General features: G+C 68.5%; 21 protein-coding genes. 11 read left to right on the top strand and 10 right to left on the bottom strand.

Annotation, left to right across the window (positions count from 1 at the left end):
- Positions 1-41: 41 nt before the first annotated feature.
- Genes ACH492_RS06595 through ACH492_RS06585 form a run of 3 tightly spaced genes read right to left on the bottom strand, consistent with a single transcriptional unit; the run spans position 42 to position 2,412 of the window.
- Complete coding sequence (locus tag ACH492_RS06595) at positions 42-452, bottom strand: RidA family protein (protein ID WP_398983515.1); 411 nt, start codon at positions 450-452, stop codon at positions 42-44.
- Entirely contained in the window at positions 449-1,231 is a 783-nt protein-coding gene (locus ACH492_RS06590; protein WP_398983513.1) for an IclR family transcriptional regulator, read from the bottom strand. Before ACH492_RS06590 ends, ACH492_RS06595 begins: the two co-directional genes overlap by 4 nt.
- Entirely contained in the window at positions 1,228-2,412 is a 1,185-nt protein-coding gene (locus ACH492_RS06585) for a sugar kinase (RefSeq protein ID WP_398983511.1), read from the bottom strand. The genes ACH492_RS06590 and ACH492_RS06585 overlap by 4 nt, the downstream gene beginning before the upstream one ends.
- A 143-nt stretch (positions 2,413-2,555) precedes the next feature.
- Here ACH492_RS06585 and ACH492_RS06580 point away from each other — a divergent pair, with 143 nt between their 5' ends.
- Both ACH492_RS06580 and ACH492_RS06575 read left to right on the top strand, forming a co-directional pair.
- Positions 2,556-3,851, top strand: a complete 1,296-nt coding sequence (locus ACH492_RS06580; RefSeq protein ID WP_398983509.1) for an amino acid deaminase — start codon at positions 2,556-2,558, stop codon at positions 3,849-3,851.
- A 160-nt stretch (positions 3,852-4,011) separates the two neighbouring features.
- Entirely contained in the window at positions 4,012-5,625 is a 1,614-nt protein-coding gene (locus ACH492_RS06575) for an amidohydrolase family protein (protein ID WP_398983507.1), read from the top strand.
- Here the strand turns inward: ACH492_RS06575 and ACH492_RS06570 are convergent, their stop codons facing one another.
- The 3 genes from ACH492_RS06570 to ACH492_RS06560 all read right to left on the bottom strand — a co-directional run bounded on the left by ACH492_RS06570 (position 5,626) and on the right by ACH492_RS06560 (position 7,797).
- The gene (locus tag ACH492_RS06570; RefSeq protein ID WP_398983505.1) at positions 5,626-6,255 is read right to left on the bottom strand and encodes an alpha-ketoglutarate-dependent dioxygenase AlkB; all 630 of its coding nucleotides are present in this window, start codon (positions 6,253-6,255) and stop codon (positions 5,626-5,628) included.
- A 43-nt stretch (positions 6,256-6,298) separates the two neighbouring features.
- Positions 6,299-7,162, bottom strand: coding sequence for a serine protease (locus tag ACH492_RS06565; protein WP_398983503.1), 864 nt, complete (start codon positions 7,160-7,162; stop codon positions 6,299-6,301).
- Between the two features lie 134 nt (positions 7,163-7,296).
- Positions 7,297-7,797 (bottom strand): DUF5949 family protein, encoded by a 501-nt coding sequence (locus tag ACH492_RS06560; RefSeq protein WP_398983501.1) that lies wholly within the window; start codon positions 7,795-7,797, stop codon positions 7,297-7,299.
- A gap of 249 nt (positions 7,798-8,046) precedes the next feature.
- Between ACH492_RS06560 and ACH492_RS06555 the strand changes: the two genes are divergently transcribed.
- Complete coding sequence (locus ACH492_RS06555) at positions 8,047-8,247, top strand: hypothetical protein (protein WP_398983499.1); 201 nt, start codon at positions 8,047-8,049, stop codon at positions 8,245-8,247.
- A 198-nt stretch (positions 8,248-8,445) separates the two neighbouring features.
- Positions 8,446-8,640 carry a hypothetical protein gene (locus tag ACH492_RS06550; protein WP_398983497.1) on the top strand — a complete coding sequence of 65 codons (195 nt, stop codon included), beginning with the start codon at positions 8,446-8,448 and terminating at the stop codon, positions 8,638-8,640.
- Positions 8,641-8,809: 169 nt separating this feature from the next.
- Here ACH492_RS06550 and ACH492_RS06545 read toward each other — a convergent pair whose 3' ends face one another.
- Positions 8,810-9,049, bottom strand: coding sequence for a chaplin (locus ACH492_RS06545; protein WP_356226692.1), 240 nt, complete (start codon positions 9,047-9,049; stop codon positions 8,810-8,812).
- A 278-nt stretch (positions 9,050-9,327) separates the two neighbouring features.
- Here ACH492_RS06545 and ACH492_RS06540 point away from each other — a divergent pair, with 278 nt between their 5' ends.
- A complete protein-coding gene (locus ACH492_RS06540; RefSeq protein WP_398983495.1) occupies positions 9,328-9,738 on the top strand; it encodes a rodlin in 411 nt (136 codons plus the stop codon).
- 75 nt (positions 9,739-9,813) lie between these two features.
- Here ACH492_RS06540 and ACH492_RS06535 read toward each other — a convergent pair whose 3' ends face one another.
- On the bottom strand, positions 9,814-10,449 hold the full coding sequence (locus ACH492_RS06535) for a vitamin K epoxide reductase family protein (protein ID WP_398983493.1): 636 nt from the start codon (positions 10,447-10,449) through the stop codon (positions 9,814-9,816).
- Between the two features lie 408 nt (positions 10,450-10,857).
- On the opposite strand from ACH492_RS06535, the gene ACH492_RS06530 reads away from it, so the two are divergent.
- From ACH492_RS06530 to ACH492_RS06515, 4 genes are all read left to right on the top strand, one after another.
- Positions 10,858-11,268 carry a rodlin gene (locus ACH492_RS06530; protein WP_398983491.1) on the top strand — a complete coding sequence of 137 codons (411 nt, stop codon included), beginning with the start codon at positions 10,858-10,860 and terminating at the stop codon, positions 11,266-11,268.
- A gap of 264 nt (positions 11,269-11,532) precedes the next feature.
- The gene (locus ACH492_RS06525; protein WP_398983489.1) at positions 11,533-11,766 is read left to right on the top strand and encodes a chaplin; all 234 of its coding nucleotides are present in this window, start codon (positions 11,533-11,535) and stop codon (positions 11,764-11,766) included.
- A 258-nt stretch (positions 11,767-12,024) separates the two neighbouring features.
- Positions 12,025-12,675, top strand: coding sequence for a DUF4360 domain-containing protein (locus ACH492_RS06520; protein WP_398983487.1), 651 nt, complete (start codon positions 12,025-12,027; stop codon positions 12,673-12,675).
- 106 nt (positions 12,676-12,781) lie between these two features.
- Positions 12,782-13,213: a protein phosphatase gene (locus tag ACH492_RS06515; protein WP_398983485.1), complete on the top strand. Its 432-nt coding sequence runs from the start codon at positions 12,782-12,784 to the stop codon at positions 13,211-13,213.
- Between the two features lie 16 nt (positions 13,214-13,229).
- Here the strand turns inward: ACH492_RS06515 and ACH492_RS06510 are convergent, their stop codons facing one another.
- On the bottom strand, positions 13,230-14,021 hold the full coding sequence (locus tag ACH492_RS06510; RefSeq protein WP_398983483.1) for a maleylpyruvate isomerase family mycothiol-dependent enzyme: 792 nt from the start codon (positions 14,019-14,021) through the stop codon (positions 13,230-13,232).
- Positions 14,022-14,270: 249 nt separating this feature from the next.
- Between ACH492_RS06510 and ACH492_RS06505 the strand changes: the two genes are divergently transcribed.
- On the top strand, positions 14,271-15,482 hold the full coding sequence (locus ACH492_RS06505) for a pyridoxal phosphate-dependent aminotransferase (protein ID WP_398983481.1): 1,212 nt from the start codon (positions 14,271-14,273) through the stop codon (positions 15,480-15,482).
- A gap of 103 nt (positions 15,483-15,585) precedes the next feature.
- Positions 15,586-15,981: a hypothetical protein gene (locus ACH492_RS06500; protein ID WP_398983479.1), complete on the top strand. Its 396-nt coding sequence runs from the start codon at positions 15,586-15,588 to the stop codon at positions 15,979-15,981.
- Between the two features lie 129 nt (positions 15,982-16,110).
- Here ACH492_RS06500 and ACH492_RS06495 read toward each other — a convergent pair whose 3' ends face one another.
- The gene (locus ACH492_RS06495; protein ID WP_398983477.1) at positions 16,111-16,695 is read right to left on the bottom strand and encodes a hypothetical protein; all 585 of its coding nucleotides are present in this window, start codon (positions 16,693-16,695) and stop codon (positions 16,111-16,113) included.
- Positions 16,696-16,733 lie beyond the last annotated feature (38 nt).

Genomic DNA, 16,733 nt, shown 5'->3' with positions numbered 1-16,733 from the left:
CCGCGCCGTGAAGTGCGGGGTAGAGCAAGATCAACCGGAGGTCAGCCGAGGACTGCCAGGGCGTCGATCTCGATGAGGAGGCCCTGGGGGAGGCCGACGTACACCGTCGTACGGGCGGAGGCGGGCGCCTTGAGGCCCTGCTCCTCGAAGTACGTGTTGTAGATCGCGTTCATCTCGGCGAAGTGGTCCACGTCCGTGAGGTAGACGCGCATCATCATCACGTCGTCCCAGCCCGCGCCGCCCTCTTCGAGGACCGCCTTGACGTTGGCGAGGGTCTGGAGGGTCTGCTCGCGCAGGGTCGGCCCGGCGGGCGTCGGCGGCTGTCCCTCGACGGCGGGCAGGAAACCGACCTGACCGGCGACCTGGAGGATGTTCCCCTTGCGGACGCCGTGCGAGAACTTGGCGGGCGGGGCGGTGTGCGTGGCGGGGGTGATCGCGGTCTTCTCGGTCATGAGACTTCCTTCTGCGGGCCAGTCTTTTGCTGAGGGGATACAGCGCCTGAGTACTCCCGGCTGATGGCGTCGGCCGTGCGGCGCACCACCGGGAGGAGAGTGAGGAGTTCCTCGGCCGTGACGACGACATTCGGCGCGGAGACCGACATGGCGGCGACGGCGCGGCCGTCCGCACCGCGGATGGGGGCGCCGATGCAGTTGATGGATTCCTCGTGGCCGCCGAGGTCGGTGGCCCATCCCTGTTCGCGGACGACGGCGAGCTCCTTGAGGAACGCGGCGGAGTTCGGGATCGAACGGGATGTGTACATGGGGTAGTCGAGCTTCTCGGCGACGGTGCGCCGCTCGGCCTCGGGAAGGTCGGCGAGCAGCAGCTTCGCCACCGCGGCGACGGTAATGGCCACGGGCTTGCCGATCCGCGAGTACATCCGGACGGGATAGCGGCTCTCGACCTTGTCGATGTAGAGGACTTCGCTCTCCTCGTACACGGCGAGGTGGATGGTGTGTCCGATCTGCTCGTTGAGCGCGACGAGGTGGGGGTGGGCGATCTCGCGTACGTCGAGATTCTCGACGGCCTCCTGGGCGAGGGCGAAGAGCCGGGCGCCCAGGCGGTAGCGCTGGTCCTGCTGGCGGTAGACGAGTCCGTGCTCGTGGAGCGTACGCAGCAGCCGCAACGCGGTGGACTTGTGCACACCGAGGCGCTCGGCGACCTGTCCGAGGTCGGCTGGTCCCTGGGCGAGCAGCGGAAGGATGCTCAGCGCGCGGTCGACGGTCTGGCTCATGGGATACGTACCTCCTGCGGGTCCTGCGTGCCCTGCGGGTGCTGCTCCGCGGTCGCGGTCCAGCCGGGGCCGAGTCGCAGTCTCCCCCAGTCACGCGCGTCGAGTGTGACCAGTCGGTCGGCATACGCCCGAGCGGGCGGCACGGCGAGGTCCCCGGCGACGGTGAGGGTGGCGGCGGCCATGAGATGCCCGTATCGCAGCCGTTGGTGGGCTGAGAGCCCTCGCAGGGTGGCGGAGAGAAACCCGGCTGCAAAGGCGTCCCCGGCACCGACGGGTGCGACGACGTCGACGCGGGGCGCGGGCTCGTCCGTGACGGTGTCGGGGGGAAGACCAGCCCCGAGGGCGTTTGAAGCGCGGGGGTTTGGGGGCGGAGCCCCCGGTTCGGGCCGGGGCGGGTAGCGGAAAGGCTCCGCGCAGCGGGCGTACGCCACCGCCCCCCGCGCGCCCCTCTTCACCACCAGGACCTCCGGTTCCGGCAGCGCCTCGCGGATCGCCACCGCGCCCCGTACACCCCAGGCCGCCTCCGCCTCGTCCTCGCCGACGAAGACGATGTCCGCACCCCGCGCCAGGTCCAGGAGCACCCGCGGGTCCGCCGCGTCCTGCCACAGGTTGACGCGGTAGTTCACGTCGAACGAGACGAGCGGACGGCTCGGGCTCCGCGTCGTGAGGGCGCGCATCAGGGACAGGCAGTCCCCGGAGAGGGCCGCCGTGATGCCGGACAGGTGCAGGATCCGCCCGGACCACAGGTCCTCGTACCGCATCGTCGACGGTGACATCGCCGACGCCGCCGAACCGGCTCGGTAGTAGACGACTTCCGCGCGGTCCGGCTCCTCGCCCGCCGTGCCTGTCGCCCGCTCGCCCGCCGTACGGAAGTAGATCCCCGTCGGCCGGTTCGGATCACGCTGGACCGCCGACGTGTCGACGCCGTACGACGCGATCGCCGCGACGAGATGCTCGCCGAACCCGTCCGCGCCCACCCGGCCGACCCACTTCGCGCGGTGCCCGGACGCCGCCAGGCCGCACGCCACATTGGACTCGGCTCCGCCGATGCCGCGTACGAACGACGGCACGTCGGCGAGGCGGCCCGGAGCCGTGGGCACAAACGTGACCATGGACTCGCCAAGACAGACGATGTCCACGGGTCCGGGCACGGTCGCCGTCGCGGTCACGGTCGCGGTCACGATCGCTCGAGCTCCTCATTGGTCGGCCGCCGGACATCATTGACCCGGCGTTGGCTGGGATGTTAGACAGCGCTAAGCGAAGTACGCAATGACCGTTGCGCATGATGCAACGCAATCAAGGCAGGCGACCTCGAGGAGGCCCCATGGCAGCCGACAACGCAGTCGGACGACTCGCCGACGAACCGGTCGACCACCGCTTCAAGGCACTTCCCCCGGACGCCGCAACCGCCGGCCTCACCGTCGGCGACCTCGCCGCCGAGCGCCGCAACCTCTTCACCGGCGGCTTCACCACCCCCGTCCTCGCCCTCTCCGCCGAGTCCGTCGAGCACAACCTCGCCCTCCTCGAGACGTACTCCGAGCGCCACGGCCTCGCCTTCGCCCCACACGGCAAGACCTCCATGTCCCCCCAGCTCTTCGCCCGCCAACTGGCCTACGGCGCCTGGGGCATCACCGCCGCCGTCCCCCACCAGGCCCGCGTCTACCGCGCCTACGGCATCCAGCGGATCTTCCTCGCCAACGAGGTCGTCGACCCCGCCGCCCTCCGCTGGCTCGCGCACGAGCTGGAGGCCGACCCCGACTTCCGCTTCATCTGTTACGTCGACTCCGTACGCGGCGTCGAGCTGATGGACGAGGCTCTCCGGTCCGCGGGCAGCACCCGCCCCCTCGACGTCGTCGTCGAACTCGGCGCCGGCGAGGCCGCCCGCACCGGAGCACGTACGGAATCCGACTGCGCGGCGGTCGCCGACGCCGTGGCCGCCACCCGTACCCTCCGCCTCGTCGGCGTCGCCGGCTACGAGGGCGAGGTCCCCCAGGCCGACGGCGACCGCGTCCGCGCCTGGCTGCACCGCCTGGTCTCCCTCGCCGCGGACTTCGACAAGGCCGGCCGCTTCGCCGCCCTTTCGGAGACGGAAGAGATCGTCGTCAGCGCGGGCGGCAGCGCCTGGTTCGACGCGGTCGCGGACGTCTTCGCCGAGATCCCCGAACTCTCCCTCCCCGTACTGAAGTTGCTCCGCTCCGGCGCATACGTCTCGCACGACGACGGCCACTACCGCCACCTCACGCCCTTCAACCGCGTCCCCGACGAGGGCGCCCTCCAGCCCGCCTTCCGCCTCTGGGCCCAGGTCGTCTCCCGCCCCACGCCGGAGCAGGCCTTCGTCAACGCGGGCAAGCGCGACGCGGCGTACGACCTCGATCTCCCCGAGGCCCAGGTCGTACGCGACGCCCGCACCGGCGAGATCCGGCCGGCGCACGGCATCACGGTGAGCGGCCTGTCCGACCAGCACGGCTGGGTGCGTACGACGGAGGAGGCGGAGCTGGAGGTGGGCGACTGGATCGGTATGGGCCTGTCCCACCCGTGCACGAGCTTCGACAAATGGCAGTTGATCCCGTTGGTGGAGGCGGACGGGACGGTCACGGACTACATCCGCACGTTCTTCTGACTCTGCGGGGGCTGCTCCCCCACCCCGCCCCTTCCCGCAACTGGGGGCAAGCCCCCGGACCTCCGTACGCCCTTCGAGCGAGGAGCGGGGTCCGGGGCGGAGCCCCGGTTCGGGAAGGGGAGGGCAGGGGAACAGGCCCCGCCGCTGAAAGGTGACACCCATGGACCTGGTCATCCGCGACGCCCGCGTCATCGACGGCACCGGCGGTGCCCCCTACAGCGCAGACGTCGGCGTCGACGCCGGCCGCATCGCCGAGATCCGGCGAGACCGCGGCCCCCGCCTCAGCGCCCGCCGCACCCTCGACGCGCACGGCCTCGCCCTGTCCCCCGGCTTCATCGACATGCACGCGCACAGCGACCTCGCGCTGCTCCGTGACCCCGCGCACGAGGCGAAGGCCGCGCAGGGCGTGACTCTCGAAGTCCTCGGCCAGGACGGCCTCTCCTACGCGCCGGTCGACGACCGCACCCTCGACGCGGTCCGCAAAGCCATCACCGGCTGGAACGGCGGTGCGCCCGGGGACACCTCCATCGACTTCGACTGGCGTACGGTCGGCGAGTACCTGGACCGCCTCGACCGCGGCATCGCGGTCAACGCCGCATACCTCGTCCCGCAGGGCACCGTCCGGATGTACGCCGTGGGCTGGGACGACCGCCCCGCCACCGCCGAAGAGCTCACTCGCATGAAGCAGCTCGTCGCAGAGGGCCTGGAACAGGGCGCGGTCGGCATGTCGTCCGGCCTGACCTACACCCCCGGCATGTACGCGGGCGACTCCGAACTGACCGAGCTGTGCCGGGTGGTGGCCCGCTACGACGGTTATTACTGCCCGCACCACCGCTCGTACGGCGCAGGCGCCCTGCACGCGTACGAGGAGATGATCTCCCTCACCCGCGACGCCGGCTGTGCCCTCCATCTCGCGCACGCCACGATGAACTTCGGCGTGAACAAAGGCAAGGCGCCGGATCTGCTCGCCCTTCTCGACCAGGCGCTGGACGCCGGTGCGGACATCAGCCTCGACACGTACCCGTACACCCCCGGCTGCACCACGCTCGTCGCGATGCTGCCGAGCTGGGCGAGCGAGGGTGGTCCGGAGGCGGTGCTCGCCCGCCTCCAGGACGACGAGACCGCCGAGAAGATCCGCCACCACATGGAGGAGATCGGCGCGGACGGATGCCACGGCGTGCCCATCGAATGGGACACGATCGAGATCTCGGGCGTGAGCGACCCGGGGCTCGCGAGCTGCGTCGGCAAGACGATCGCGCAGTCGGCCGCCCAGCGCGGCGAGGCCCCGTGGATCACCGCCCGCCGGCTGCTGATCAGCGACGGTCTCGGCTCGACGATCCTCCAGCACGTCGGCCACGAGGAGAACGTCCGGCAGATCATGCGCCACCGGATCCACACCGGCGGCAGCGACGGCATCCTGCAGGGTTACAAGCCGCACCCGCGGGCGTACGGCACCTTCCCGCACTATCTCGGCCGGTACGCAAGGGAGCTGGGCATCCTCACCCTGGAGGAGACGGTCGCCCACCTCACCTCCCGCCCGGCGGCCCGACTGCGGCTGCCGGACCGCGGTCTGGTCCGCGAGGGCTACCGCGCCGACCTGGTGCTGTTCGATCCGGACACGGTCGCGGCGGGCTCGACCTTCGAGGCCCCTCGTACGCTGCCGGTCGGCATTCCGCATGTGCTGATCGACGGCAAGTTCGTGATCGAGGACGGATCGCGTACGGACGTGCTGGCCGGCCGCTCGGTCCGCCGGACGGACCGCACGCCCGCGTAGTCAGCTCACTCCCCGCGGCCGGAACTGGATGCTGATGCGCGGCCCCACGGCGCGCGCCGTCTTCGGCACGGCGTGCTCCCAGGTCCGCTGGCAGGAGCCGCCCATCACGATCAGATCGCCGTGCCCCAGCGGCCGGCGCAGCGGGGCGCGGCCGCCCGTGCGAGGCCGCAGCACCAGATCGCGCGGTGCGCCGACCGACAGGATGGCGACCATGGTGTCCTCCCGGGAGCCGCGCCCCAGGGTGTCGCCGTGCCAGGCCACGCTGTCGCGGCCGTCCCGGTAGTAGCAGAGCCCGGCCGTGGTGAACGGCTCTCCGAGCTCGGAGGCGTAATGCGCGCAAAGGGCAGCGCGGGCCTCGTCCAGGACGGGGTGCGGGAGGACATCCCGCACCCCGTAGAAGGCGAGCAGCCGCGGCACCGCCACCACGTGCTCGTACATCTGCCGCCGCTCGGCACGCCACGACACGCCGGCGGCGAGCTCCTCGAAGAGGGCGTCCGCACCGCCGAGCCACCCGGGGAGCACGTCGATCCACGCCCCGTCCCCGAGCACGGTCCGCCGTACGTCCTTCAGCGGACCGAGCCGGATCTCGTCGGTCTGATCGAAGAGCGAACCCTGGAGGTGTGCTGGCATACCTCCAGGGTACCCAGATAATCGAACATGCTGCCGAATCAGCTCACGGCCTGGGCAGCACGCAGCCCGGCCGACCCAGGTCGATCTTGTTGTCGAGGCCGACGCAGGGGACTATCCCGTACGTCTCCTGGGCGTAATTGATCCCGTGGCGGACCGTGACCGTGCCGTTCTCGTCCACCTCGCACGGGTTGTTGTCGGTGCAGCGCCGGCCGTCCTCGTTGCCCGTGTTGTTGACGGCGACGACCTTGCCGGTGGCGTTGTCGATGACGGGCGAGCCCGAGGTGCCGCCGATGGTGTCGCAGCTGGAGGTGTAGCGGACCGAGTCCTTCCAGGTCCACTCACCTTCTTTGAGGCGGTACGCGAAGCCGTCGATGTTGCAGCTGTAGATGCGCTTCCAGTACCCGGAGACCACCTTGATGGCGGTGCCCTGCACCGGGTGCGCGGCGCCCAGTTCGAGCGCCTTGATGCCGTACCGGCTCTGTATCTGCTGGTAGGTGCTGGTGAGTTGGTACAGCGAGACGTCGGTGTCCGTCATCGTCGCGTACGCGATCTTGCTGGCCCGCAGTGTGGCGACTCTGCTGCCCGCGGAGTTGAGCAGGCCGAAGCTGCGGCTGGACGGCTGGTCGACGATGACCTCTCCCGCGGCCGGGAATCCGCTCTCTATGCAGTGCCCGTTGGAGAGTACGAGGGCGGGGTCGTCGGGCTCCGAGGCCGGCATGCGCACCACCGATCCGGAACAGTTACTGAGCGCCACCGTCCCGGCGAAGTCGACTGCTCTGGCGTCGACTTGGGAAGCGGTGGCCGTGGCGCGCGACGCCGCGTCCTGGCCGGCGGCCGCGACCGCGGGTGCCGTGCTTGCCCCGAGGAGTCCGAGGACGAGCAGGGCGCCGGCGAGAGGCTTGTTCATGTGGGGGTCCCCTCTTGCGACTTCTGACCGAAGAATTCCTTCGGTTTGTCATGCGCATTGTTAGGGGATCAGCCGCGGTCGACAAGGGACGGATTCCGGTCAGGCGCTCCGTCGTACAAGGGGAACTGCAGCTGTCAGCCGCGTAGTTGGCTCACCGGCAGCAGAACGTGGGCCGCGGTGGTGAGCGTCCGCTCGTCGCCGAGGTAGGACTGCAGCGCTTCCTCGGTGACGGGCCTGCCCGGTACCGCGTCCGGCCAGGGGCGGCTGGCGATCAGGAGGTGCGCATGACCGCGCTCTTCCGCGGCACGAAGCCACTCCCGCGGGGCGGGGCACTGGGCGCTCAGGTAGGGCATGTTGAGGACGGCCCGGCCGCCTTCGACGAGCAGCCTGATCGGGGAACTGGGTGAGCGGGTCTTGTCGGCCATGTCGCCACCGGCCGAGAGCCCGACCTCCTCGATCACCGCCAGCACGGCCGCCTCCCCAGCCTGTGCACCGTCGGCGCCGTCGCCGAGGGAGTAGGCGAGCAGATAAGGCATGTCATGCCCCTCATCGGGGTCACCGGTCCATGCGAGCACCGAAAGGGTGCCCAACTGGCTGCGCCGAACAGCGTTCTTGGAAGAGCGGGCTGTGGTCATGGTCCGGCACCCTAGTGCCCTGCCCACGCCCTTCACTCCACCCGTTCACCTGGATGGCCGAAGGCATCAGTCGCCAGATCCGCAATTCCGCATCGTGCCTCACAGAGGGCGAAAATCCGTTCCCGCCGTACTCCACCTCCGTACCACGGCAGTGACTTCGCCCCGCGGGCGCGCGTTGGCCGACTTATGGCAAGGACTACCGCATCTGCCCGATGGCAGCGCGTCCAGACGGCCACAGTGCCGAACCCGGTGAGTTCACCGACCGGGACCCCGATCTACGAACAGCTCGTACGGGAGTGGGCTGCCGCCGACCGCACGCTGCCAGGCCTGCCCGACATGGAGTGGAGCCTGCTCGCCCACTATCCGGCCCAGTCGGGCGGCGAACCCGACGGCCGATCCGGTCAGCCGCCTCAGCGCAGAGGCTGGCTCCATGACCGGCACCCGGTCTGATCCCGCCCAGGCCGTGGAATGCGGGGGTTTCCGCTGCAGCCGGAACTCGTTACCCATGACGACGGCGGCGACGAACGCGGCCGGAGAAAGGGATGCGAAAAGATGAAGTACTCGCGGGTTGCCGCAGTCGTTGCCGGTTCCGTCGTGGCGATGGGGGCGTCTCCCGCCTTCGCCGCCAGTACGACGCCCATGCCTCCCATGAGCCTCAACGGTGGCCTTGAGACCCTCGGCTCGGCATCGGCTCTGGATCTGACCGACGGGCGCTCCGCGGTGAACTCGGCCGCCGACACCGCGACCGGCCTCAACAGCGTCAAGGGCGCCACCCCGCAGCAGGCCCTCAAGACTGCCGCCGAAGTCACCCCGCTGCTGGGTGGCGTCGAGCTGGGTGGCTGAACCGGCGTTCTCTGACAGCGCGTTCGGCAGGGGGTGCAGCCGTCAGCGGCTGCACCCCCTGCCGTTCTGTGCGTCCAGGCCGGCCGTTCTGTGCGTCCAGGCCAGGGACACAATGCCGGGGTGGTGCCACCGGCCAGTACCGGCGACACCACCCCGATGCGAAGCGCGGTCAGCTGTTTTCCGCGATGTTGCCGAAGGCCGGGTTGAGGGCGCCGATGACATTGACGCTGTTGCCCGACAGGTTGACCGGCAGGTGCAGCGGGACCTCCGCCAGGTTGCCGGACAGCGCACCCGGTGAGTTCTGGGCAACGCCAGTCGCGCCGGCGTCGGCGAAGGCGGATCCGGCAGCGGATCCGGCAGCGAGACCAGCGGTGGCGAGAACCAGGGCGGCCTTCTTGACAGAATTCATGGATAGCACCTTCTGTTCGATGTTTTGCCCGACGTAGGGCTCACACGAATCGAAACGGATTGCCCCCCACAGATGACACGGCTCACGACGTCGGTACCCCCTGTTCGGCCCAACGCCCTTATTAGCAGCGCAATATGTGATCCGCTTGCCGGCGCGTCGCGTCGTACGGGCCATTTGGGTGAACCCGGAGAACCAACCTCCCGAGGGAGTAGTTCTCCAGGGCGCTCCAGTAGCGGGCATCGACGCGACCACGCGACCATGCAACAGAAGGACGGATCATGCTCAAGAAGGTTATGACGACTGCGGCACTTACCCTTTCCGTGGCGGCCGCGGGAGCGACAATGGCGCCGCAGGCCATGGCCATCGGCGACGACGGCGGTACGATGTCGCAGAGCGGAAACGACGCCCAGCAGACGTTCGGCAACTCCGAGACCTTCGGGGACATGAGCCCGCAGATCGGCCTCGTCCAGGGCTCGCTCAACAAGCCCTGCGTCGGTCTTCCCGCCAAGGCCGACGTCGGCTCCCTCGTCGGCGTCGTACCGGTCTCGGCCCAGGACATCCCGATCCTGTCCGCCCCGCAGACCCAGCAGTGCAGCGAGAACTCCACCCAGGTCAAGGGTGACGAGCCGCTGTCGCACGTCCTCAGCAGCATCCCCGTCCTGTCGGGCAATGGCGAGGGCAACGGCTGAGTCCCAGCGGCAGACCGAAGTCCCCGGCGCCAGTTGCCGGGGACTTCGCTGCGTCTGCGTACGCCGCTGTCCGGGTCAACTGGTCCAGAAGGTCCACCAGCGGGTCAGGATGAGCATCCCGATGCCGCCGGTCCACAGCACCGGCGGCATCCAGTGGAACTCCAGCAGCCCCTTGCGCAGGCCCTCCGGGACCCTGATGATCCGGTGCTTGATGTTGTGCACGGTGACGTAGCTGAACATCACGATCGTGGCGGCCCAGGCCAGACAGCACCACAGGCAGAGCGCGTTGATGCTGTACAGCGACTGGTACTGGAGCCAGCTGCAGAAGCCGGCGCCGAACAGGCAGCCGGCGTTGAGACCCAGCCAGTACCAGCGCCGGTAACGCGCACCTGCCAAGAGCGCGACACCGATGGCGATCACCGTCGCGTAGGCCACAAGCCCGAGCATCGGATTCGGGAACCCGAACGCCGACGCCTGCTCGCTCTTCATGATGTTCCCGCAGGACACCACCGGATTCAGACTGCACCCCGGCGTGAAGGACGGGTCCTCGATCAGCTTGAACTTGTCGATCGTGATGACCCACGAAGCCAGCAGCCCGGCCGCACCCGTGATCACCAGAAGCCACGCCAAGCCACGACTGCCGCCGACTTCTCTCTCGACAGCCCGTCGCCTTCTCCCATGGGGCACCGGTCCGGTCGCTGTAATTGTCATATGGTTTCACCGTTCTGATAGCGAACTGGGGACCTGACCGTGCCTCAATCCAGAATGGCGAATGCCCGCCAAAGTCCATTCGGCAAACGGATGAAACCGGGCCCTGTAGATCATCGAGCCGTGGTCAAATGAACGTGCAGACCGTGCACGATATCTGCTCCGGGTGTACGCCTCCAGCCGACGGCGCACTGCGTCGTGGGGCAGCCATGCCTCCTATTGTCATGGCGCATCCGGGCACAACGATCTGCACCATCGGCGGAGGGCCTCAAGAAGTCCCTCCGCCGATATCGCGCAGGAGTGCGCCGTCGCGATACCGGCATTCGAGTGAACGCACGGAACCAAACTCGCCCGGACGCGGTTGATCAGCCTGATCCACGATCGGCCGTTCACAGCGAAGAGGGACAAACAGTGATCAAGAAGATTCTGACTGCCGCGATGGTTACCGCTTCGATGGTTGGCGCCGGCGCGGCGATGGCGCCGCAGGCCATGGCCATCGGCGACGATGAGGGCACCACGTCGACCAGCGGCAACAACGCCATTCAGAGCTTCGGCAACTCCAGCACCAGCGGTGCAATGAGCCCGCAGATCGGCCTCGTCCAGGGCTCGCTCAACAAGCCCTGCGTCGGTCTTCCCGCGAAGGCGGACGTCGGCTCGCTCGTCGGCGTCGTACCGGTCTCGGTCCAGGACATCCCGGTTCTCTCGGCCCCGCAGAACCAGCAGTGCGCCGAGAACTCCACCCAGGTCAAGGGTGACGAGCCGCTGTCGCACATCCTCAGCGACATCCCCGTCCTGTCGGGTAACGGAACGCAGAACCAGTAACGTGCTCATGTTCGGTGCGTCAGTTGTTTCAACAAATGCAAAATACGCACCTGGAGCCACTGATTCGCAATCCTGGAGAATCCTCTCGGCAGTTCGGCAAATTATGCGTGCTGCATACGAGTGACTTTCTGGACTGGCAGCCTTGTTGAGGTTTCTTTATGGGAAACCAATCGTTACAAATGCGCAGAGGTGTTCACTACAGGAAACTGGCTGCGCAGCGCGAAGGTCGCGCCTGCGTATGACACCGCTGCCGAAAGGATCGAAATGAAGCACAAGAAGGTCGCAACCGTCGCCGCGGGCGTCATCATGGCCCTGGGCGGCGCCGCGCCCGCCATGGCCGACGCGGGTGCCGAGGGTGTCGCCACCGACTCCCCGGGCGTACTCACCGGCAACGTGATTCAGGTTCCGGTTCATCTTCCCGTCAACGCCTGCGGCAACACCCTCAATGTGGTTGCCCTGCTCAACCCCGCCTTCGGCGGCGTCTGCAGCGCCGCCTGACAGCCCAGCAGCCCGCACAGGCCGCAGCGGCACAAGACCCCGGAGAGCACCGCAGCGCTCTCCGGGGTCTTCCGCACACTTCAGGCCCCCTCGACCGCGGCCGATAACAGCCCTATTCAACGCCCACATTGGTCCCTACCATTCCCATCGATCCGGCTCTTCGAGAAGCACTCGGAACTGTTTGAAGAGTTGACATGCCCATGCGCTTCTATGGGCTTGCCTCCGGGTGAACCCCTCACATTTCCCGATGGGAGAATCATGTCCCGTACACTTATTGCGGGCGGCGCGGCAGTGGCATTTCTCGCTTCACTGCTTGCCGCACAAAACGCTTCCGCAGTCAGCATCGCGCCCCCGGACAAAATCACGATCGACATCGCGACGGTAAACGGATCGGGGTGTCGCCCAGGCACCGCCGCGGTGGCCGTGTCCGAGGACAACACCGCCTTCACGGTGACGTACAGCGAGTACCTCGCGAAGGTCGGTGTGGGCGCAGGGCCGACCGACTACCGGAAGAACTGCCAGCTCAACCTCATCGTGCACGTTCCGCAGGGCTTCACGTACGCGATCGCCAGCGCCGACTACCGCGGCTTCGCGGGTCTGCAGTCCGGTGCCACTGCCACCCAGAAAGCGTCGTACTACTTCCAGGGCTCTCCGGACACGGCGGCGAGAAATCACCCCTTCAAGGGCCCACTCGACGACAACTGGCAGGCGACCGACTCCACGGAATGGGGTCAGCTGGTGTGGGCGCCGTGCGGGGTGAAGCGTAACTTCAACATCAACACCGAAATCCGGGTCAACGCCGGAACCTCGGATCCGAAGAAGACGACGAGCTTCATGACTATGGACTCCACGGACGGTGAGATCAACACCATCTACCGGCTCGCATGGAAGGTATGCGAGGAGTCCTGAGCGAACGCGACGCCCCGGCCGACTTCTCCGTGGCCGGGGCGTGTGCGGCACGGTGCGCGTACGCTCCGGCCGCCCTGTCCGGGCCGGCAGGCCCTACGGTGTGGCCGTGACCGAGACCTGGCAGCCCACCGTCCCCGGCGTCCTGTGCCTCCCCTCCGGGCGCCTCGTCCGAGGCCGCGGCCTGCGCCGACCGCTCCCTCCCGGTCCGACGCCGACGTACGCCGTCCATCTGCTCGGCAAGCGGCCGCCCGAGGTCCCTTGGGAAGCCCGTTGGCTGCGCTGGCCGGACTTCTGGCTGCCCAGCAGCGACGCCGACGCCCGGGCCGTCCTCGGCGAGGCGTGGCTCCGCGCCGCCGACGGGCGCGTCGAGATCGCCTGCGGCGGCGGCCGCGGGCGCACCGGCACCGCGCTTGCCTGTATCGCCGTGCTCGACGGGGTGCCGGCCGACCGGGCCGTGGAGTTCGTGCGGCAGAACTACGACGCCCGCGCCGTCGAGACCCCCTGGCAGAAGCGCTACGTCCACCGATTCGCCGCTTGACCGGAAGAACCGCCGGTCACCCGAACCCGACCCGCTCCAGCCAGAAGTCGAGCAGCTCCGCATCGCCCAGGATCTCAATGCGCTCGCTCCGCGCGGGCCGCCGCCCGTACACCACCAGCAGCAGCTCCGTCAACGGGCCGCGCACCGCGACCGCCGCCTTCTCGTGCGCGCGGCGCCAGGCGATCTTGTCGCCCGTGAGGTCCATCAGCCACTCCGCCCCCAACTCCGGCGCGGTGTCCGTGGCGTGGAAGTGGAGCGTGCGGCTCGGGCCGAGCAGCTCGCGCTGCTCCGGGTGGTACTCGAAGATCTGCGGCAGCGAGCCGAGCTCCATCCACTCGTCGACGGCGTCAACGGCGACCTCCTCCTCGGCCGTGAACTCCGCGCCGACGGCCAGCGTCGCGTCGGCCCGGTGGATGAGCGTCTCGTGCGCGAAGCGGCGGGCCCAGAACACCGGCGTCCGACCCGGCACCGCGGTCCACATCTGCGCGTCGGGCCCGGCGGCGCGCAGCGTCTGAGCCAGTTGCCCGGCGCCCTCGGCGAGCCACGGGCCGAGCACGGCCGGGTCCTCGTCCGTGTAGCCGGACAGGTCGCGCAGCCGCTCGTCGGAGGGAGGTGTCGTAGCCCTGGTCCGTACGATCGTCTCGACCCAGCGGTGCCCGCCGCCGAGGTGCCGCATCAGCTGGCCGAGATTCCACCCCGGACAGGAGGGCACCGGGGCCGTCAGGTCCGCGCCGCCGATGCGGGATCTCAACAGGTCGGTCTGCGTGACGATTTCGGCGCAGTAGCGGTCAAAACTCAGCAGAGTCATGGCGTCACCGTAGGCCGCACCACTGACAACAGGGTGACGAGGGCAACATCGATCCGCCCCCTTCCCTCGCCCGCAGCGCAAACCGCAGGTGTACGGACCGTCCCGCCGCCCCTTTCGAAGGGAACGGGCCGCTCTCACCGGCCGAAGCGCCAAACCGGACATTCGAGCCACCCGCTCGTGGCCCTCCCGGGCCGCTGCGAGGTCCAAAACAGGAAGCGATCTGCTTTACGCGCCCGTAAGCTCAGCGACATGCAGGTGATCCAGTCGACGAAGCTCGCAAACGTCTGTTACGAAATCCGGGGCCCGGTCCTCGAGGAAGCAATGCGGCTGGAAGCAGCAGGGCATCGCATCCTCAAGCTCAACACAGGCAACCCCGCGGCCTTCGGCTTCGAGTGCCCGCCCGAGATCCTCGAGGACATCCTCCGCAATCTCGGCGGCGCGCACGGCTATGGCGACGCGAAGGGGCTGCTGTCCGCGCGCCGCGCGGTGATGCAGCACTACCAGACGAAGAGCATCGACCTGGACGTCGAGGACATCTACCTCGGCAACGGCGTCTCCGAGCTGATCCAGATGTCGATGCAGGCGCTGCTCGACGACGGCGACGAGGTGCTTGTACCGGCCCCGGACTATCCGCTGTGGACCGCGTCCGTATCCCTCGCGGGCGGCACGGCCGTGCACTACCGGTGCGACGAGCAGGCCGACTGGATGCCCGACCTCGCCGACATCGAGCGGAAGATCACCGATCGCACGAAGGCGATCGTGATCATCAACCCGAACAACCCGACAGGCGCCGTCTACTCCGACGAGATGCTCCGCGCTCTCACGGAGATCGCCCGCCGGCACAACCTGATCGTCTGCTCCGACGAGATCTACGACAAGATCCTCTACGACGGCGCCACGCACACTCCGACCGCCGCGATCGCCCCGGACCTGATGGTCCTGACCTTCAACGGGCTCTCCAAGAACTACCGGGTGGCGGGCTACCGCTCCGGCTGGATGGCGGTCTGCGGCCCGAAGGCGCACGCCGCCTCGTACATCGAGGGCCTGACAATCCTGGCCAATATGCGGCTGTGCGCGAACATGCCCTCGCAGCACGCGGTGGCCACGGCGCTCGGCGGCCGGCAGTCGATCGAGGACCTCGTCCTGCCGGGCGGGCGGATCCTGGAGCAGCGGGACGTCGCGTACGACCTGCTCACCCAGATCCCGGGCGTGACCTGCGTCAAGCCGAAGGGCGCGCTGTATCTGTTCCCGCGGCTCGACCCCAAGGTCTACAAGATCAAGGACGACCGGCAGATGGTGCTCGACCTGCTGCGCACCGAGAAGATCATGGTCGTGCACGGTACGGGCTTCAACTGGCCGGAGCCGGATCACTTCCGGATCGTGACGCTGCCGGCGGCGAAGGATCTGGCGGACGCGGTGACGCGGATCGGGACGTTCCTGGACGGCTACAGCCAGCCCTGAGCCGACCGCGAGAGCGGTCTGGGCAAAGTGTCCCGACCCGGCTCAACTTTAGACAGGATCTAAGCTAGGATGGTCTCCTGACAGTGAGCAGGAGGCCATCCCCATGTACGAGCCGATCCGCACGCAACGTCGTGGGTCCGTCCACGCGATGGCCGACGACGCCCAGTACCCGCACCGCACCCGCGAGGAAGAGCTGGACATCCAGCTCGCCGGTCATCTCTCCGCGCTACTCGCCGTCACCGACGAGCTCGGCCTCGACACGGCCGCCGAAAGCATCGCGGCCCAGGTCGCCCGCCTCCGCGGCACCCCGCCCGTCCGCCACGCGCGCCTGAGCGGCGCGGACCCCGCATCCCTGCACCGACGCGCACTCGCCCTTGCGGGCCGCGCCCTCGTCGTCGCGGCATCCCGCGCCGACACCGCCGCCGCGATCCTCTCCGCCGAGCGGATGGACGCACACACCGCCGCCCTGGCCGAACCCCGCCTGGTCGGCGCCCACTGACGGCCCCGGTTCGCGGGCCGCGGAGGCGCGCGGACCGGGTGCCACCTTCCCGTACACAGAGGGGCCCATCGAAGACTTCTTTCGGTGGGCCCCTCTACTGCGCGCGTGACGCGACACCGCGCCGGGCGATCAGACCGGTTCTTCCGGGTGCCGCGCGAACCAGCGCTCAGCCTCCGCGCGTTCGTGGGGATCGACCCTGGGAGCGGCAATGTGCCTGCCAAGGAATTCGCGGATCATCGCCACGCGATGCGGGAAAGGGACCGCAATTGAACCGACTGAATCCTGCCAGGTCGTCCCGCATAGGATGACGTTTTCGTCGAGCGAGAGCATGACGAATCCCGGATATCCAGATTGCGAGCCAAGAATGCCGGAAGCAGCCCCTCGCCCAACCACGTCCCAGCCGTCGAGAAGCCTCACCCTGATCCAGCGCAAAATGGGAACCGCATCCCGCTCGGCGTAATCGACCCCGACCAGGAAATCACCCTCCGCATCGAAGAGACCGAATTCGCAGGCCAAGTCGAACCAACCGACGTTCGCCTTCTCGATCAAGTCGGGGTCGGCCAGGTCGACGACGACGCCGCGCCGACCGTCTTCACGCCGACAGCTCGTGGCCAACCACGCTGCTGTCACCGGCAGCAGGCCACTCGGCACCGCCCGCTCACGTACCTCCAGGCCCGCGCCACGAAGAAGCTCCGAGATCAACTCATATTTCACGAGACCAGTCTCTCATTCGACAGTAAGGTCCTTGTACG

It is taken from the genome of Streptomyces sp. NPDC019443 (assembly GCF_044389785.1).
Classification (GTDB): Bacteria; Actinomycetota; Actinomycetes; order Streptomycetales; family Streptomycetaceae; genus Streptomyces.
The sequence above is the reverse complement of the archived record's forward strand: the minus strand, read 5'-3'. Positions and strand labels throughout refer to the sequence as shown.

Excerpts from the sequence above, each read along its gene's own strand:
- ACH492_RS06595 (WP_398983515.1), bottom strand. The coding sequence starts at position 452 with ATGACCGAGAAGACCGCGATCACCCCCGCCACGCACACCGCCCCGCCC.
- ACH492_RS06590 (WP_398983513.1), bottom strand. The coding sequence starts at position 1,231 with ATGAGCCAGACCGTCGACCGCGCGCTGAGCATCCTTCCGCTGCTCGCC.
- ACH492_RS06580 (WP_398983509.1), top strand. The coding sequence starts at position 2,556 with ATGGCAGCCGACAACGCAGTCGGACGACTCGCCGACGAACCGGTCGAC.
- ACH492_RS06575 (WP_398983507.1), top strand. The coding sequence starts at position 4,012 with ATGGACCTGGTCATCCGCGACGCCCGCGTCATCGACGGCACCGGCGGT.
- ACH492_RS06570 (WP_398983505.1), bottom strand. The coding sequence starts at position 6,255 with ATGCCAGCACACCTCCAGGGTTCGCTCTTCGATCAGACCGACGAGATC.
- ACH492_RS06565 (WP_398983503.1), bottom strand. The coding sequence starts at position 7,162 with ATGAACAAGCCTCTCGCCGGCGCCCTGCTCGTCCTCGGACTCCTCGGG.
- ACH492_RS06560 (WP_398983501.1), bottom strand. The coding sequence starts at position 7,797 with ATGACCACAGCCCGCTCTTCCAAGAACGCTGTTCGGCGCAGCCAGTTG.
- ACH492_RS06550 (WP_398983497.1), top strand. The coding sequence starts at position 8,446 with ATGAGCCTCAACGGTGGCCTTGAGACCCTCGGCTCGGCATCGGCTCTG.
- ACH492_RS06545 (WP_356226692.1), bottom strand. The coding sequence starts at position 9,049 with ATGAATTCTGTCAAGAAGGCCGCCCTGGTTCTCGCCACCGCTGGTCTC.
- ACH492_RS06540 (WP_398983495.1), top strand. The coding sequence starts at position 9,328 with ATGCTCAAGAAGGTTATGACGACTGCGGCACTTACCCTTTCCGTGGCG.
- ACH492_RS06535 (WP_398983493.1), bottom strand. The coding sequence starts at position 10,449 with ATGACAATTACAGCGACCGGACCGGTGCCCCATGGGAGAAGGCGACGG.
- ACH492_RS06525 (WP_398983489.1), top strand. The coding sequence starts at position 11,533 with ATGAAGCACAAGAAGGTCGCAACCGTCGCCGCGGGCGTCATCATGGCC.
- ACH492_RS06520 (WP_398983487.1), top strand. The coding sequence starts at position 12,025 with ATGTCCCGTACACTTATTGCGGGCGGCGCGGCAGTGGCATTTCTCGCT.
- ACH492_RS06510 (WP_398983483.1), bottom strand. The coding sequence starts at position 14,021 with ATGACTCTGCTGAGTTTTGACCGCTACTGCGCCGAAATCGTCACGCAG.
- ACH492_RS06505 (WP_398983481.1), top strand. The coding sequence starts at position 14,271 with ATGCAGGTGATCCAGTCGACGAAGCTCGCAAACGTCTGTTACGAAATC.
- ACH492_RS06500 (WP_398983479.1), top strand. The coding sequence starts at position 15,586 with ATGTACGAGCCGATCCGCACGCAACGTCGTGGGTCCGTCCACGCGATG.